The following is a 17,388-nucleotide window of genomic DNA, read 5'->3' as shown; positions in this document are numbered from 1 at the left end:
CATGAAAAATGCACCCCCAAATGCTCATTAGTTTAACCGAGGGGTTTTCTAATGTCCATTTTAAGGGGTGCAGTTCAATTGCGCAGCGGAGGCTTCTTTTTGTGATCAGAAATGTCCTTCGTATCATAACAATAATGCTGAATAACAGCAGCATCATACGGGCCGCTGCACTGCAACTTCGCAATTGCTGCGCCCGTCTTTTATAATGAGAGCAGACAAAGGGTGAGAGGGATATCGCTGTGCTTTACCGGTTATTACCTGCAGCTTGTGACCCTCTGCTGCTGTCGCCATTTGGCAGTCGTGCATTCGCCGGCTGACCATTTGGTTAATATAACGAGAGCAGCCTGACATCATGAATCATGGTGTACACAACGAACAACCAAAGGAGTTTTATTTATGAAAAAAACCAGTCTATTGCTTGCAAGTCTGATGCTGATCACGGTATTGTCCGCATGCTCGGGCAACAATAATTCCAGTGCACCGGCACCGAGCACCACTCCGAATACCGAGAATTCCGGCGGTACGGCTCCGGATGCAGCCAATCCTGCCGCACCGGACAGCTCTTCCAATGCTTCCGCCGAAGAGACCAAAATCACCACCAATAAAAAGCTGGTGCTTGGACTGTATACTGATGTATTCAATGGTCATCAGCTGGACAAGGTCAACCAGTATGTGGCAGAAGGTTATGTACAGCATGATCCAGCTTCCGCAACTGGCCGGGAAGGATTCGTGTCCTACTTTACCCCGTTCTTCGAGCAGAATGCCGATTACAAAGTTAATGTACGCGGCATGGTTGGCCAGGGTGATCTGGTCGCTGTCTTCTCCGAGCCATCCGCACCGGCAGGAGATGCAGCCAAAGCTTCCGCTGGCGCTGTAGTCGACATTTACCGAATCGCGGATAACCTGATCGCCGAACACTGGAGCGTGGCTCCCTCCCAGCTGACCGGTTCCGAGAAACCGGCTGATCTGCTGCCGTCGACTTCTACCGAAGCGGCTGTCGCCGATACGCCGCGGGCTACTGTTGCAGCCAATGCGAACTTTGTCAAAAATTTCTATGAGTCGTTTTTCAATCAGCATAATACCGATGCTGCCAACGAAGCAGTAAGTGAAAATTTCGTTCAGCACGGCTCCGGCATTGCCAACGGCCGTGACGCACTCACCAGCCATTATCTGACCGAGTTCCGTGCGCATCCGGACAGCACAGCCAAAGTGATTAATGTGGTCGCTGAAGGCGATCTGGTCGTCGTACACAGCCAGATGCAAAATAGTGCCGATGATCGCGGTACGGCTGTCGCCCATATTTTCCGGATCGAGAATGGTCAGATTGCCGAGATGTGGACGCTGAGCCAGCCGGTACCGGAGCAATCCGCCAATGAGAATACGATGTTCTAATAACAGCGATGACAAGGATGAATACCTCATCCCTTCTCTAAATAAAGGCCGCTATCCATATAATTGGAGAGCGGCCTTTTGCTGTGCTGCCATATGCGCTTGCTGGACGTTTCCTGTCTGTCTGTGCTGATTTCCGTCTGCCGAACTGATGAGAAATACGGCACAGGATGATCAATCCGGTTATATAGGACATTCTACATGATTCGACAGTAGGATAAAATTTCGGGCTTCCTTTTCCGATGTTATATAAGGGCAGAGCAAATCTGCTCACTCAGTTGACAGAAAAGGAGCCTGCGAAATGCGAATCCGGCGTATCCGTAATCTATTCATCGTCCTACTCTATATCACCATCGCCTTCGTCGTGACCTTCTATGTGCTGAGCCTGAAGTATCCACATGCTTCCGCTTTCTCCTATGAGACATGCAGGGCCACATATGATATGACCGATGATTTGTTTGAGACACTGAATGGCGAAGTCCCCGAGGGTGCCTCCAATGTCGCTTCCGCTTCGGAAGTGACCCACAGCGCCCCTCCTGGCAAAGCCAGTCACATCCCGGTACTGATGTATCACTACGTCGTACCTGAAAAGTATAATGTTGAACCGAATAATGCGCGTATCAATCTGGAAGCTTTTGAAGAAGGCATCAAATATTTGCATGACGAGGGTTATCACACCGCTACGCTCAAGGAACTGGAGCGCTATGTGAGAGGCGAGATCCAGCTGCCCGAGAAAACGGTCGTCCTGACCTTTGACGACGGTTATCAGAACAATGTGGTCTATGCCTATCCGGTACTCAAAAAGTACGGCTTCCGTGCCTCGATCTTCATCGTCGGTACCAAGCTCAAGGATCACAAGCAAAAGTTCATCCCCACCGCCAAAACGACCATTTCCCGCAAGGAAATGAAAGCGACGCGCGATGTATTCGAGTACCACAGTCATACGTACAATCTGCATTACAAGCGGCTCGTGCAGTGTGCCGAGTATTATGCAGCCGGCAAGGACAGCACACGTTTTACCCATGATATCGAGATTATGAAATCCAAAACCGGCATCGATACACCATACTTTGCCTATCCTTATGGAGAATACGATCCCAAAATGGTCTATGATCTCAAAATGAACGGATACCGTATGGCCTTTACGGTACGCCCCGGCTATGTGCATCCCGGTGACGATCCGATGTATCTGCCACGGATGAACGTGACTTCGACGACTACAGTCAAGCATCTGCTTAATTTGCCGGACACCCCAGCAGATCGGGTCAGGTCAAAATAACCGCAGCCCTGCGATAAATAAATAAATAAATAAATATTCCCGGCCTGAGCCTGCCTCTTCCCTGAAAAGGGAGCGATGGGACCAGGCCTTTTTTTGCATTTTTAGATTAATTTACTCAAAATAGAGATATGCGGGTAATAAATAATAATTATGCCGGTGCATCTATAGGATGACTGGCAGCCATTCCCTGTATACAAAGGAGCCCGACACCATGACTCTCGGCGAATGCCTGAACCAGCTGCACAACGAGCTGCTGCTGATTGACCTGAGCCGGCCCGGCTATCCGACCCGTACGGTAGCGGAGCTGAAGAAGACCATGCCGCTTGATGACGAGGGCTATGAGGTACGCATCCGCAGCTTTAATTTCGGCCGTACCCAGAAAAGATCGATCGCCAAAATCGGCGGTCCAAATTTGTGGAACGAAACTTAACGCCTTATTTTACACAGCGTTAACAAAAGAAGGCTATACTGGCTACATATGATGTATTTTTGCAGATTTCGACAATATTCCTATGTGTCCTGCACTATACTGGTAGTACGAGTACGTTAGGACAGGAAGCAAATGATTAACCGGAGGCATTATGGAAAACAAACATGGACAACAACAATCCCAGTCGTCTTATATTAACCGTGACTTAAGCTGGATCGAATTCAACACCCGCGTGCTTGAAGAGGCCCAGGACCCGGAGACTCCCCTGCTGGAGAGAATCAAGTTTCTCGGTATTGTATCCCGCAATCTGGACGAGTTCATGAGTGTCAGAGTGGCCGGTATCCGCAACCAGATCAAGGCCGGATACACCAAAAAGGACTTTACCGGCTACACACCGGCAGGTCTGTACAAGCGCCTGACCAAAAAAGTTGAAAAAATGGTCTCCCAGCAATACCGTACCTACCGCGACATGATCCGCCAGCTGGGCAAACAGGGCATTACGGTTAACCGCTACACGGATCTTAGCGCTTCCCAGCAAAAGGCTGCGGATACTTATTATCACGATGTGATCTACCCGGTGCTGACACCGATGGCAGTCGATCAGAGCCGTCCGTTCCCGCTCGTACATGGACTGAATGTGTATGTATCGGTCGTATTGGAACGCAAGGGTGAAAAGCATGAAGATGCGGACGACAGCGACAGATATTATTTTGCCATCGTACAGATTCCTTCGAATCTGCCGCGTATGGTCGCGCTGCCGCATCGCCAGAACAGCAAAAAGCAGCAATACGTTATTATCGAGGATCTGATCTGTCATCATGTGCATACGCTGTTCGGCGGCTACGAACCGGTGGCAGTAAATGCTTTCCGGCTGACTCGTAATGCCGATCTTGACATTAATGAGGAAGATGCGGAAGACCTGATGGAAGAGATTGAGAACCAGCTGCGCAAGCGCAGACGTGGAGCACCGGTACGTCTGGAGATTGAGAAGGATATTCATCCGTATGCCATGGAGATGCTGATGGAGGAATTCGATATCAGCGAAGCGGTATTCGAGATTGACGGTCCGCTCGATCTTGGCTTCCTGCTGTCCTTCTCCGATTCGATTCAGGGACATGATTCCCTGCGCTATCCGCCGGAGATTCCGAGGTACTCTCCCGAATTCCCGGAAGGCAGTGAAACGGATTATTTCAGCGTGCTCAAGGAACGCGATGTGCTGTTGTACCATCCATATGAATCATTTGATGCGATCAGCGACTTTATCGAGCAGGCTGCCGAAGACCCGGATGTCATGGCGATCAAGATGACGCTGTACCGGGTGAGCGGCAAGTCCTCCCTCATCCACTCGCTCGCCAAAGCGGCCGAATCCGGCAAGCAGGTGACGGTTGTCGTGGAGCTGAAAGCCCGCTTTGATGAAGAGCGCAATATCGTCTGGGCACGCATGCTGGAAAAAGCCGGCTGTCATGTGGTCTACGGTCTCGTCGGCCTCAAGACACATGCCAAGGTCATTCTCGTCGTACGCCGTGAAGGCAATATGCTGCGCCGATATATCCATATCGGTACCGGTAACTATAATGCCTCGACGGCTAAGAGTTATACCGATGTCGGCCTGCTGACCGTAAATCAGCAAATCGGGGAAGATGCCTCCGAGGTGTTCAATCATATTACTGGATACACGGAAAGCCATGACTGGAAAGCGGTAGCTGTTGCTCCAGACACGATGATGAACAAGTTTATTGAGCTGATCCAGCGTGAAGCCGATCATGCCCGCAACGGCAAACCGGCACGGATCATCGCCAAGATGAACTCCCTGTCGAACCAGCGCATGATCGACGAATTGTACGCCGCCTCCCAGGCTGGTGTCGATATCGATCTGATCATCCGCGGTGTCTGCTGTCTGCGCCCGGGTATTCCGGGTCTGAGCGAACGTATCCGGGTCCGCAGCATCGTCGACCGGTATCTGGAGCATTCACGGGTGTATGCCTTTGACAATGGCGGCAATCCGGAAGTATGGCTGTCCAGTGCAGACTGGATGACACGCAACCTGACCCGCCGGGTCGAGCTGATGTGCCCGCTGTTCGACAAAAACACAAAAACCGCTATGCTGAATATTCTGAACCTTATCCTTGAGGATAACGTCAAAGCCAGAATACTCCTGCCCAGCGGTAATTATGAATTATTCAAAAATGGTAAACCGCCGCTGCGCAGTCAGTTCCAGGCATGGGATGTCAGTTCGTGGAAACCGTATGTACTACCAACCGGACCCGCACATCCCACTCCTTCTCCAAATCTTTAACAGCGTCGGTAATATCGTTTAATTCCATAGAGGCTTCGGTGCGACAGTGTATGGTCAGCTCGAAGTCTCTTCCTTTGCGTACAGCGGTCATGCGATTGACCGGCTGTGTCTCGCTCGTATCCATAGCGGCGGCGAGCTGCAGCAGCGCCCCCAGCCGGCGAATGCGCTCTTCATCCTTAGGATGCAGAATATCCGCGTATTCTACGGAAATACGTCTTTTCTTGATCTTGCCTTTGCTTCCGAAGATGGCGATAAAAGCGACCAGCACCGTCTCCCGGTGATCCAACCCGGCTACTGCGCGGGTCGTCAGCAGGTAGCGGGTGTGTTCCTCATATTCATGGTAGCCGACCTTCATCCCGACCTGGTGCATCAGGGCTGCCGTACGCAGCAGCTTGCGGTTCCAGGCATCTCCCTGCCCTTCGCCCAGTGCTTCGTAGAGCTGAACCGAGAGCTTGTCCACCTGACGCAGATGACGCTGGCGGGGCAGCGGCTCCTGGGAAAGTGCCGCATGAATCTCATACTCCAGTACATTATCCAGTACCGCGTTATCCTTGCCGCGATCCCATTCAAAGAACAGACCGTCCCGCAGACCGGTACCGCTGATAATGTAATGATCACATTGCATATGACGGAACATTGTATGAAGAATAATAGTACCCGGCACGATAATATCGCTCCGTGTCTTGCTCAGACCGCCAATGCGTTTGCGCTGCTCGTTGGTCAGCGACGGGAGCTGCTGGTAATAGTAGTCCGTGTCTTCCGGCTGGAGCGTATACTGATGGATCTGCTCCATCGAATATTTGCGTTTGCGCTGATGCATTTTACCGACTGCACGAATCGTACCGCCCAGACCGACGAGCGGCAGACCCGGATTGCTGCTGATCCATGGATGTTCACGCGCAGCTTCCAGAACGAGAGCTTGCAGTTCGGAGACCGACTTTTCGTCCCATTTGCCATTGGTATGATTGCCAAAGCGTACATTCATATTCACCGCGCCAAAAGGAAACGAGACGGTCGCCACGCGCTTGCGCTTCTGGAACAGGGTGATCTCCGTACTACCGCCTCCGATATCGATAATATAGCCATCTTTGATATCGATCCGGTTCACGACACCGATGAATCCGTAATGTCCTTCCATCTCGCCGGGCAGCAGTTCAATAGTCAGGCCGGTATGTTCGTTCAGGTAGCGGATGACCTCTTCGCCGTTCACCGCATTGCGGATCGCCGCTGTAGCGACCGCACGAATCTCGCTCACTTCGTAGACCTGACTCACTTCCACAAACTGGCGCAGTACCGGTACAATCACGCTCACTGCTTCCAGCGGCATCTGTCCTTCCGGTGTCACGATCGCACTGAGACGTGCGGATTCGCGGCACTCTTTGAGAACGGTGTAACCTCCAGACGGACTCGTCTCATAAATGACCAGACGAATCGAGTTGGACCCTATATCCATAATGCCTACACGGCTGTGCTCCATTGTATTCTGCATAATATCCTCCTGTCGTTTACGGGTTCAGCCGGGAAAAAATGCTGCTTCTGTCCGTATGATCCGATCTGTCCGGGTTTACAAAACCGGATCGTTCCTACATAATCACGCTTACAGTCTAACTTATTTTAGTACAGTCTACAATAAAGCACTATCGTACATACGAAATAGTTCCTGAGTGCTTTTCCGGGTACTCGCAGACTACAGGGTATGGCAAGGATACAGGAGGTACACGAAATGAATCTATTAATCGATGTGGATGATACACTGTATGATCAATTAACACCCTTTACCGAGGCGTATCAATCGGTATTCGGTCAATTGTATGGGGATGGTCCGGTGGATCAAATATTTGTCAAAAGCAGAGTGTACAGCGATGAAGTGTTTGAACAGGTCAGCAGCGGACAGATGAGCAATGCCGATATGCATGTATACCGAATGACCCGCGCGATGGAAGATTGCGGCGTGCGGATCACTGCCGAACAGGCGCTTGCTTTTCAGGAGCGTTATGCGGAGCAGCAGCAGCGGATTGTTGTGGACCCGCAGATGGAAGAATTGCTGGATTTTGCGGTTCGGACAGGCATCCGGCTGGGCATTATTACGAATGGGCCGGCAGAGCATCAGGCGCGCAAGGTTCGGCAGCTGCGCATGAATCGGTGGGTGGAGGAGCAGAACGTATTCATCTCCGGTCAGCTGGGCATCGCCAAGCCGGACACCGGCCTTTTCCGTCATGTGGAGCAGAGTATGAACATTCGGCCGGAGGAATCGTATTATATTGGCGACTCGTATGCCAATGATATCGTCGGCGCCAAGCGTGCCGGCTGGCAGTCGATCTGGGTGAACCGCCGTCAGCACCAGATTCCGGAGCAGGCGGAATACCGGCCGGATTATGTAGCGGACGGTGAACATGCTCCGCTTGAGATTGTGCGGGCAATCTGGAGTACGCTGACTGTCGGCGAAGAGTCATAACGCTGGCAACCAGGCCATCCGGAATTGGAGCTTTATTTGGAGCGTCTTCACAAATCGGTTATTTTTAAGTTTATTTATCAGCACTCCTCTTCTTTTTAACACTATGTTAGCAGACATCACTCGCCAAATAGTAGGCAGTAAAAAGGCCCGGGACAATGTGTCCCGGGCCTTTTACAAGTATGGTCTCTATGCCCAATAATTTACCATTTAATTCTTTAAAAGTCTAATATTTAAAACTATCGCTTCAACTCTCCATCAAAATCCACTTCTCCAGATCCTGCACAAAGCTGCGCATTTTGCGGGCATGCTGGCGGTCGATCTCGCCGCTCTCATACAGCTCCTGCACCGCATCCCGCTGATTCTGTACAGCTGTCGTAATCAGGTTCAGCTTGCCCTCGTTCAGCGTCACATCCGGTACCATTTTCTCCGTATAATAACGGATCGATTCCATGACCTTGCGATATTTGGCGATTACCTTGTTCGCCGCTTCTTCATTCTGGTCATCGATCCGGCTGCGAATGGACTCGATCGCGGCCGGGCAGGCCTGCAGCTTGAGCTGCTTCAGCATGCGGATTTTGTCCACCGCCTGCTGTGGGTCGGTCTCATCGGAATGGGTCTGCTCGGATAAGGGCAGCGGCGCGGGAATATGCATCGGCAGCATGCCTTTCCATTTGTCCACACACTCGGCGATGCCGGTATCCACCCGGTTGCTCAGCACCGTCTGAATGCGATCCAGCCGGTACTCGAACTCCATCGCCAGCTCCGGCGTAATCTCGCCGCTGTCCCGCATCCGGCGGGCGACTTTGCGCTCGGCCTGAATGCCGGCCAGATACAGCTCGATCTCCTGCGGATTCAGATCCGGATCGTTCATAATATGCTGCTTGAGCATATTTTTGCGGAACATATACTGCGTAATATCCGTGATCAGTCCCTGCGCCACCTCGCGGTTGGTCTCGGTTGTACTCGATTCCACCGACTGGATCGCCGCCTGCAGCACTTTCATCCGGACATGATCGTCCATATCCCGCATCGTCGGCGGCTGACCAACAGCAACCGCTGCTCCCGATTCGGCAGGCTGCGGTCTGGAAGACAGAATCGGCAGCAGGATACTCGCCAGAATCAGACTGAGCAGAATAACTCCTGCCGCGATGAACAGGATCAGCTCCCGCTGTGGAAAGGCAGATCCGTCGTTCAGCACATACGGAATCGAGAAGGCCGCAGCCAGCGTCAGTGCCCCGCGTACCCCGGACAATGAAGTGAGCAGAATGCCGTGCAGATCCGGCTTGTCATCTTCCATCTGCCGGCTCATCATATATCGCACGCTCCAGTAGAGATAGATCCACACAAACCGCAGTATATAGAGCAGCAGCGTGATCAGCGCGACATAACCAAGCACAATCCCATTGTTAAAAGCTGGGTCCGAGAAAATACTGCCCATGACCTCGGGAATCTGGCTGCCCAGCATCATAAATACGAGACCGTTCAAAATGTAGACGATCACCGACCAGGTACTGGTGGAGACGATCTGCATTTTCAGCTGGACCGATTCGGCACGATCCTTTTCCATGGCATAGATGATGCCGCCGGCGACGACCGCCAGGATGCCGGATACACCAATCTCCTCGGCCACCAGATAGATCACGAATGGCGTCAGAATCTGCCACAGCACATGCACGGTAATGTCTTCCATGCCCCATTTGCGGACCAGTACCTGGCACCGGATCAGAACAAAGGACATCAGCGTGCCGACAGCCAGACCGCCAAGCGCAACCAGCACAAAGTTAAACGAAGCCTGCCAGAGCGAGAATGTCCCTGTCACCATCGCAGCTACGGCAAATTTGAAAGCAACCAGCCCGGAAGCATCATTCAACAGGGATTCTCCTTCCAGCAGCCGATGAATGGAACCCGGCAAATGGATACGCTTGGCCAGCGATCCTACCGCTACCGCATCCGTTGGCGACAGAATCGCCGCCAGTGCAAAAGCCGCAGGCAGCGGAATGCTCGGGATTAGATAATGAATCGCATAGCCGGCGACCAGAACGGTTATAAATACAAGCCCAAACGCCAGCAGCACGATCGGTCCGCGCAGATTCCACAGTTCATTCCTGGGGGTCTGCCGGGCATCGTTATACAGCAGCGGGGCAATGAACAAGACGAGGAACAGCTCCGGGTCCAGATCAATCTTGATCCCGACGAGCGCCACCACAATGCCCAGCGCAATCTGGAATAACGGCACAGGAACAAAGGGGATCAGGCGGTTCAACACATTGGAGATTCCGATCAACAGCAGCATTGCCAGTACAGCAATAAAGTATTCCATAGCCATCCCCTTTCCATTGTGCATGGATCTGCATGTTATGGATCCATCTGCTTGTATTTTACCATGAACCGGCTCAGACCGGACGATGAAGCTCGCCCATGAACACGATCAGTCCTGTCGTGCGGTCGGTAATTGCCAGAAAGAACGGACGGTCCATGATCATACGAAACGGCTGCTGCGGCATTGCTCCAGCAGCTATTTCCGCAGAGGTGGCCGCCGCCGCTTCGGTTCCTTTTTCATCGATATGCAGCATGGTGTTCTGCTGCACTTTGCTCAAATAAAGCGTCATGTTATCGCTAATACCATCCAGCTCGGCTTGCTGCGGATCAAATACCCGTTGAATCCCCATTGAGCGCAGCAGCTCCTTGAGTTGAATCTCTCCGGACAAATTCAGACGGGGCAGGCCTATCTCGCCTGCTGTCCGGCTCATTTCGCTGGTCCAGTGCATAAATTCAGGCAGATCCTGCTGACGGAACTTCTGCAGATCATAATCCTCATCCGGCAGTGCAACGACCAGTGACAGATTGCCGGTCTGACCATACGGAATCCGTACCGCCTGAAAATGCTGCTGCCGGGTATACTCATACTGCCCCTGCCGATGCATCATATCCATAATAGTCTTACCGCCACCATCCAATGCAAAAGACTGACGACTGGTCTGCTGCTCATCAAAAGGCTCTGTCCATTCCCCCTGGAAATAGACCGCATTTAGCAGAACCAATGATGTATTTTCTGCCAAAGGCGGCCGTATCATCTGGCGGATACCGCCGTGAGTCGCTTCACTCACCCAGCTGTTCATATCCTGCACGGCCTGATCGGAAGAGAAATCTGCAGAATGCAGTGACGCTCCATAACTGCCTTGCAGGGCATGAATAAATGACTTCTCTGGTACAAATCCGCTGCGGCTCCATAATGAACCGGCGATCTCCATCCGTACATCGAGATCCGAATGCTTCAGCAGATCCTGTATCACCTGCTGTCCCTGATTCAGTTCCTGCACGGTTAACTCCTGGGCCTGCAGTACTTTCTGCAATTGTGTAGCTGTCTGTCCGGATGCTCCGTTATATAGAATGGAGAGATTCATATGCAGGCTTACAGGCGAAACAAACCGATTCTCCTGATCAGCAGCTGCTGTTCCACTCTCTTGGATACTTTTTTCATACAACTGGGTATAGACCTTCAGAGCAAACTGATTCATCGAATCAGTCAGCTCAGAATCTACATCGTCCTGGCTGTAGACAGATTGTACTTGTACAGGTTGCTGTATCTGCTCCTGTTCAGGAGGCGTCAAGGCTGTCGGTCCGGAACAGGAAGAAAGCAGTACAGCCAGCAGCATTTGGCCCAATCGGTAATAGAACTTCAATGTCGGTATCCTCCTTTACTCTGAATAGATATGTATAGAACAGGTGTAGCTGGATTGCTGTAAATGGTTTGCCATTCAGCTTCCATAACGTCTGCATTCCAGGAAAAGTTGCTTGGAGGATTGTTTTACATTTCCGTGGTATCCGTTCAAAACGAATATTAACGTATATTGCTCTCATAAACGATATAATATAACCATTGATCTGCCTGGCTTACCCACAAATGCAGGTCAATGGTTATGAATAACGCCTTGCTTTGGATTAAACAGAACTTGTCTCATTGCCAGACAGATGAGCTGATCAGGAACACTCTCTGCAATCAAAGCATGAGTTACATAGGAATGACATTTGAGGAGGAATATCATGAGCATCAATCCCGATATCGCCGAAGTCGTCTCCCTGCTCGGGGAGACTTCCCGCGCCGCCATGCTGACCGGCCTGCTGGATGGACGGTTTCATACAGCCGGAGAGCTGGCCTATATGGCATCCGTCACGCCGCAGACTGCCAGCTTCCATCTGTCCAAACTCGTTCAGAACGGCTGGATTACGGCCGAGCGTCATGGACGCTACCGGTATTACCAGCTGGCGAATCGTGAAGTAGCGCAGATGCTGGAGACGATGCTGACGCTGTCGCCTCCGCCGCAGGTACGCTCACTGCGCCAGTCCACTGAAGTGCGGTCCCTGCGCGAAGCCCGCACCTGCTACGATCATCTGGCCGGGCAGCTCGGTGTGAAATTGACCGAGGCGATGGTAAGCTCCGGTTATCTGCTGCCGGAATCCGACGAATTCAAGGTTACCGCTGAAGGCGAAGCCTTTTTCGCCGGTCTTGGCCTGAATCTGACGCTGGTGCGTCGCAAGCGCCGTGCTTTTGCCCATGCCTGTCTGGACTGGAGCGAACGCAGGCATCATCTCGGCGGCGCACTCGGACATGAGCTGGTGAATCTGCTGCTGCAAAAAGAATGGATCGTCCGCATGCCTTCCATCCGCGCTGTCAAAGTAACGGACCAGGGACGTCTGGCATTCAGGCAGCATTTTCATCTGGACTGGTCTTGATGACCGGCCGGAATTGGCGATTGACCAGATAGATCCCGGCGATAATGCACAGTCCGCCGCCGATCAGCGAAGGATACAGCGGCTCTCCCAGCAGCAGCCAGCCGGTCAGCACCCCGAAGAATGGCGCCAGGAACAGAAAGGCGCTCGTTCTCGCCGGGTCGCCTTTTTGCAGTACATAATACCAGCCTGCAAACTGCACAATCGAAGACAACAGACTCAGCCACAGCAGAATCATAATCGATTCCCCGTTCCAATGGAAAAAAGGCTCTTCCAGCAGCATACTCGCCATCAATAGCAGCACCCCGCCCGCCAGCATCTGATAAGCGGACAGCACCCATGTATCCAATCCTTGGCCCCACTTCTTGACGAGCAGTGTCGCCGTCGCCCAGAAGATCGCCGAGCACAATCCATAGATTACTCCTGCTTTCCATTCCAGCTGCGCGCCCAGCGTAATACTCACGCCTGCAACGCCCAGCAGTACACCCAGCCATTGATACCAGCGATAGCGCATCCCTGCGAATATCGTACCGAGCACCACAACCAGCAGCGGATTGGTAAAGGTCAGAATCGACGACTCGCTCGCCGTAATCGTACGCAGACTAATAAAAATACAGCCCATCACGCCTGCCGTCTGCAGGGCACCGATAATCAGCATTTTCATCCATTCTTTCTTATGTGCTGGATGCGGACAGCGCACCAGCCGGACGATCACCGCCATAATCACTCCCGCCAGCGCAAATCGCAGCCCGGCCAGCATTAGCGGCGAGGCGTACGCGAGCCCCATTTTCCCGATTGCAAAAGACGATCCCATCAGAAAAGTAGTCAGCAAGATTAAAGGCATAAATTTGAGCATGTTCATTATCGTTCTCCTTTATTCATCATGAATTGGTCTCACCCAGTATAAATGCCCAATAGTTCAGCGCTCATCGAAATATGGAATACATGTCGATTATGCAGATGATCCTGCGTGGATGGATACGTCATTTTCCCTTCAACCACACATACTGCCAACCGCTTTGTCCTGGAAAATATGTCAGATATGCAGTTCCCTCTTCCCTGCTCATAGGCTACATATTGTCAGCCGCTTCTGAATATGTGACCATTCCCTCATATCGTACCCCAATTACGACTACCTTACTCCCGTGCTCTTTTTTAACTTATGTGCAGCCTTTATGCAGCCTTGGGTAGCATGGTGGTGGCCTCTCATGATTTGACCATGCAGCAGCCTGCCCTTTGATAACTGTCAAAGAATGCTGAATACCCGCTGTTATACCTACCAACCCTGGAGGAGTGAACCTATGTTTTTAACCGAGCAAAAGCTGAAATCCCGACTGCAGGAATTGAATGCCTACCGTTACCGTGAAGCGATTCCGATCCCCTCCTTTGCAGCCAAAGAAGATATGGGCGAAGCGATTCATCCCGCTGCGCCTCAGCCGGACGAGAGCTGGACGACGATGGAGCTGGGCGAGCACTGGAGCGGACGTGACCGTTATCTCTGGCTCGCTGCCGAAACGGAAGTTCCGGAGAGCTGGCAGGGACGCCAGCTGCTGGGACGTTTTCATTTTGGTCTGACCGGCGGCGGGACCAACTCCGGATTTGAGTCGCTGCTGTATCTGAACGGACAGCCTTATCAGGGAGTGGATTCCAATCATATCGAAGTCTTCCTGCCTGATGACGCGGCCGGACGCAGTTACCAGCTGACTTTTCGCCTGTGGTCAGGGCTTGAAGGCGGCGGGCAGCCGCGGGTACAGCGGCATGAACTGCGAACAGCCGAGATCTGCTGGCTCGACGAATCCGCGGATAATCTGTATTACACCGGCATGACCGTTCTGGAGACGGTGGAAGTGCTGGAGGAGCATTCGTCCGAGCGCGCCGATCTGCTGCGGGCGATAGACCGTGCTTTTCGCCGGATCGACTGGTCCGAACCGGGCACTCCGACGTTCTATGACAGTGTGCAGCAGGCGGAGCAGCTGCTGACGTCCATGTTGGAAGAGATCGGTAAGCACAGTTCCATCCAGCTGACGGCTGTCGGACATACCCATATCGATGTCGCCTGGCTCTGGCGGCTGAAGCATACCCGGGAAAAAGCGATCCGCTCGTTCTCTACCGTGATGCGGCTGATGGAACGTTTCCCGGAATATGTCTTTTTGCAGACCCAGCCGCAGCTGTATGACTACCTCAAGCAGGATGCGCCGGAGCTGTACGCACAGATCAAGGAAAAAATTGCTGAAGGACGCTGGGAAGCCGGCGGTGCGATGTGGCTGGAAGCGGACTGCAATCTGATCAGCGGTGAATCGCTGACCCGGCAGCTGCTGATGGGGACACGCTTTTACAAACAGGAATTCGGCGTGGAATCGGATTATCTCTGGCTGCCAGACGTATTCGGTTACAGCTGGGCACTACCGCAGATTTTGCGCAAATCCGGTATCCATACCTTTATGACGACCAAGATCAGCTGGAACCAGTACAACCGGATGCCGCATGATACCTTCCGCTGGCGCGGGATTGACGGTTCCGAGGTGCTCACCCATTTCATCACGACGACAGAGCCATGGTCTCAACCGGGCTCCTGGTTCTATACGTATAACGGCCAGCTCGTACCGAAGACGGTCAAGGGCAGCTGGGAAGCCTACCGGGACAAGGAAATGAACCGCGAACTGCTCGTCGCCTACGGTTACGGCGATGGCGGCGGCGGTGTCAATCGCACCATGCTGGAGATGCGGCGACGGCTGGACCGGATTCCCGGCCTGCCCCATGTACGCACAGGCACAGCCGGCGACTACTTTCGCCGGCTGCAGCAGACGGTCGCGGAGACAGACAGCTATGTGCATACATGGGATGGCGAGCTGTATCTGGAATATCACCGGGGAACGTACACAAGTCAGGCCTACAACAAGCGCATGAACCGCAAGCTGGAACTGCTGTACCGGGATGCCGAATGGATTCGCACCTGGCAGAGCGCCCGGTCGGGCGAATGGTCTGCCTATCCGCAGCAGGAGCTGAATGAAGGCTGGAAAATCATCCTGCGCAACCAGTTCCACGATATTATCCCCGGCTCCTCGATCCGCGAAGTCTATGAAGACAGCAAGGTCGAATATGAGCAGGCCTGGCAGATCGGCAGTGATATCTGGGAACAGGGCAGCCGGCAGCTGGGAATGACGGCGATTGATGCTTCCCTGACCGGATCATCCTATACCGTCTGGAACTCCTCGCCATGGCCGCGTACCGGGATCATCACCCTGCCGGTACAGCCAGAGACTCCGGCAGGCCGCTGGAGAGATGCCGACGGACAGGCGCTGACGGCTGTGCAGCAGCAGGATCAGTGGATCATCCGGGTGGATCATGTACCGGCACTTGGCTGCACAACGATCATGCTGGACACTTTGGATGAACCCGATCCATCCATCGCTGATCCGTCTGTCACTGCCGAATCGTCTGAAGCATTCCTGGTAGCCGCAGTGTCTCCAACATCCATGATATCTACCCCATCTGCAGTGACCGCCTCCACTTCCGGTCTGCCGCTGATCGTTGAAGATTACAGAGCGACGACTCCTTTTTACGAAATGGAGTGGAACGAGGCGGGTCAGCTGACCCGGCTGTATGACCGGCAGGCCGAGCGTGAGGTGCTGACTCCGGGAGCCCGGGGCAATGTGCTGCAGCTGTTCGAGGACAAGCCGCTGAATTTTGATGCATGGGATATCGATATCTTTTATCAGGAGAAAATGAAAGAAATTACGTCTCTGGTGCAGACCGAGGTGGTCGAATATAGTGCGCTGCGCGCCGTGGTCCAGTTCCAGTGGCAGACCGGACAGTCTATTATTACGCAGCAGATGATCTTGTATGCGGAGGATCGCCGGATCGACTTTGTGACGCAGGCAGACTGGCATGAGCGCCAGCAGCTGCTCAAGGTCGCTTTTCCCGTGCATATCCGCGCTACCGAAGCCACCTATGATATCCAGTATGGCAATGTCAGACGTCCGACCCACTGGAATACGAGCTGGGACAGCGCACGCTTCGAATCGGTTGGTCACCAGTGGGCCGATCTGTCGGATCGCGGCTACGGTGTCAGCCTGATGAATGACTGCAAATACGGCTATGATATCAAGGACAATGTGATGCGCCTGTCGCTGATCAAGTGTCCGATCCATCCGGATACCGAGGCAGATCAGGGATACCATGAGTTCACCTATTCCCTGCTCCCCCATCAGGGCGACTGGCTGCAGGGCGGCACGGTGCCTGCTGCATGGGCGCTAAACAACCCGCTTCGCATCACAGAGGGCAGCATGGGCACAGGTTCGGCTTCCCTGTTCACACTTTCCGGAAATACGGCGATGATCTCCGCTGTCAAAAAGGCTGAGGATCATAACCGGGTCATCCTGCGTGTGCATGACTTTTCCGGCAGCCGCCAGACGCTGACACTGGACAGCACGCTCGCTGTTATCGGCTACCGCGAATGCAATCTGATGGAGCAGTCGGAGCAGGAGTTCCAGCGCGTGCTGCCGATCCGCTTTGTACTGGAGCCATATGAGATCCGAACGCTGGAGATTGAGCTGCAGCCGGAAATCTGATCTCCGGTACAGATAAGCATACTGCCACAGCACAGGATGAATGACATTTGACAAGCATTTGCATTCAGGCAATACCGCCTTATGAAGGTGGTATTGCCTTTTTTTGCGCATTTTCGACATTTGTCTCATCCCGCGCCACTACAGGGATGGCTGTACATTATCCGGAATTCAACCCTCAACTTGTTACCATTCTTTTGGCTAGCTGTAACTTTTACACTATTTTTTTTCGATAAGATG

Annotated in this window: 11 protein-coding genes; 7 read left to right on the top strand and 4 right to left on the bottom strand. The window is 52.9% G+C overall.

From position 1 onward, the window contains the following. Positions 1–396 precede the first annotated feature (396 nt). From WH45_RS22230 to ppk1, 4 genes are all read left to right on the top strand, one after another. Positions 397–1,392 carry a nuclear transport factor 2 family protein gene (locus WH45_RS22230; RefSeq protein ID WP_046216615.1) on the top strand — a complete coding sequence of 332 codons (996 nt, stop codon included), beginning with the start codon at positions 397–399 and terminating at the stop codon, positions 1,390–1,392. 298 nt (positions 1,393–1,690) lie between these two features. Next, the gene (locus WH45_RS22225; protein WP_046216614.1) at positions 1,691–2,668 is read left to right on the top strand and encodes a polysaccharide deacetylase family protein; all 978 of its coding nucleotides are present in this window, start codon (positions 1,691–1,693) and stop codon (positions 2,666–2,668) included. 211 nt (positions 2,669–2,879) lie between these two features. Then, entirely contained in the window at positions 2,880–3,098 is a 219-nt protein-coding gene (locus tag WH45_RS22220) for a hypothetical protein (RefSeq protein WP_046216613.1), read from the top strand. A 151-nt stretch (positions 3,099–3,249) separates the two neighbouring features. Continuing rightward, a complete protein-coding gene (gene ppk1 / locus WH45_RS22215; protein WP_046216612.1) occupies positions 3,250–5,394 on the top strand; it encodes a polyphosphate kinase 1 in 2,145 nt (714 codons plus the stop codon). On the opposite strand, the gene WH45_RS22210 is transcribed toward ppk1, so the two are convergent. Then, positions 5,327–6,883: a Ppx/GppA family phosphatase gene (locus WH45_RS22210; RefSeq protein ID WP_052723922.1), complete on the bottom strand. Its 1,557-nt coding sequence runs from the start codon at positions 6,881–6,883 to the stop codon at positions 5,327–5,329. The two genes, ppk1 and WH45_RS22210, sit on opposite strands and share 68 nt — an antisense overlap. 234 nt (positions 6,884–7,117) lie before the next feature. On the opposite strand from WH45_RS22210, the gene WH45_RS22205 reads away from it, so the two are divergent. Continuing rightward, a complete protein-coding gene (locus WH45_RS22205) occupies positions 7,118–7,849 on the top strand; it encodes an HAD family hydrolase (RefSeq protein WP_046216611.1) in 732 nt (243 codons plus the stop codon). A gap of 244 nt (positions 7,850–8,093) precedes the next feature. Here the strand turns inward: WH45_RS22205 and WH45_RS22200 are convergent, their stop codons facing one another. Then, entirely contained in the window at positions 8,094–10,169 is a 2,076-nt protein-coding gene (locus WH45_RS22200; protein ID WP_046216610.1) for a Na+/H+ antiporter, read from the bottom strand. Positions 10,170–10,242: 73 nt separating this feature from the next. Further along, the gene (locus tag WH45_RS22195) at positions 10,243–11,532 is read right to left on the bottom strand and encodes a serpin family protein (protein WP_046216609.1); all 1,290 of its coding nucleotides are present in this window, start codon (positions 11,530–11,532) and stop codon (positions 10,243–10,245) included. Positions 11,533–11,893: 361 nt separating this feature from the next. Here WH45_RS22195 and WH45_RS22190 point away from each other — a divergent pair, with 361 nt between their 5' ends. Then, positions 11,894–12,583, top strand: a complete 690-nt coding sequence (locus WH45_RS22190; RefSeq protein WP_046216608.1) for an ArsR/SmtB family transcription factor — start codon at positions 11,894–11,896, stop codon at positions 12,581–12,583. On the opposite strand, the gene WH45_RS22185 is transcribed toward WH45_RS22190, so the two are convergent. After that, the gene (locus WH45_RS22185; RefSeq protein WP_046216607.1) at positions 12,552–13,442 is read right to left on the bottom strand and encodes a DMT family transporter; all 891 of its coding nucleotides are present in this window, start codon (positions 13,440–13,442) and stop codon (positions 12,552–12,554) included. The genes WH45_RS22190 and WH45_RS22185 overlap by 32 nt on opposite strands. A gap of 439 nt (positions 13,443–13,881) precedes the next feature. Between WH45_RS22185 and WH45_RS22180 the strand changes: the two genes are divergently transcribed. Beyond that, positions 13,882–17,151: an alpha-mannosidase gene (locus WH45_RS22180; RefSeq protein ID WP_046216606.1), complete on the top strand. Its 3,270-nt coding sequence runs from the start codon at positions 13,882–13,884 to the stop codon at positions 17,149–17,151. Positions 17,152–17,388 lie beyond the last annotated feature (237 nt).

Source organism: Paenibacillus wulumuqiensis (genome assembly GCF_000971965.1).
Taxonomy (GTDB): domain Bacteria; phylum Bacillota; class Bacilli; order Paenibacillales; family Paenibacillaceae; genus Saccharibacillus; species Saccharibacillus wulumuqiensis.
The sequence above is the reverse complement of the archived record's forward strand: the minus strand, read 5'-3'. Positions and strand labels throughout refer to the sequence as shown.

What these genes read in the sequence shown, in the direction of transcription:
- WH45_RS22205 (WP_046216611.1), top strand. Translation starts at nt 7,118, where the DNA reads ATGAATCTATTAATCGATGTGGATGATACACTGTATGATCAATTAACA.
- WH45_RS22230 (WP_046216615.1), top strand. Translation starts at nt 397, where the DNA reads ATGAAAAAAACCAGTCTATTGCTTGCAAGTCTGATGCTGATCACGGTA.
- WH45_RS22210 (WP_052723922.1), bottom strand. Translation starts at nt 6,883, where the DNA reads ATGCAGAATACAATGGAGCACAGCCGTGTAGGCATTATGGATATAGGG.
- WH45_RS22180 (WP_046216606.1), top strand. Translation starts at nt 13,882, where the DNA reads ATGTTTTTAACCGAGCAAAAGCTGAAATCCCGACTGCAGGAATTGAAT.
- WH45_RS22200 (WP_046216610.1), bottom strand. Translation starts at nt 10,169, where the DNA reads ATGGAATACTTTATTGCTGTACTGGCAATGCTGCTGTTGATCGGAATC.
- WH45_RS22190 (WP_046216608.1), top strand. Translation starts at nt 11,894, where the DNA reads ATGAGCATCAATCCCGATATCGCCGAAGTCGTCTCCCTGCTCGGGGAG.
- ppk1 (WP_046216612.1), top strand. Translation starts at nt 3,250, where the DNA reads ATGGAAAACAAACATGGACAACAACAATCCCAGTCGTCTTATATTAAC.
- WH45_RS22225 (WP_046216614.1), top strand. Translation starts at nt 1,691, where the DNA reads ATGCGAATCCGGCGTATCCGTAATCTATTCATCGTCCTACTCTATATC.
- WH45_RS22185 (WP_046216607.1), bottom strand. Translation starts at nt 13,442, where the DNA reads ATGAACATGCTCAAATTTATGCCTTTAATCTTGCTGACTACTTTTCTG.
- WH45_RS22220 (WP_046216613.1), top strand. Translation starts at nt 2,880, where the DNA reads ATGACTCTCGGCGAATGCCTGAACCAGCTGCACAACGAGCTGCTGCTG.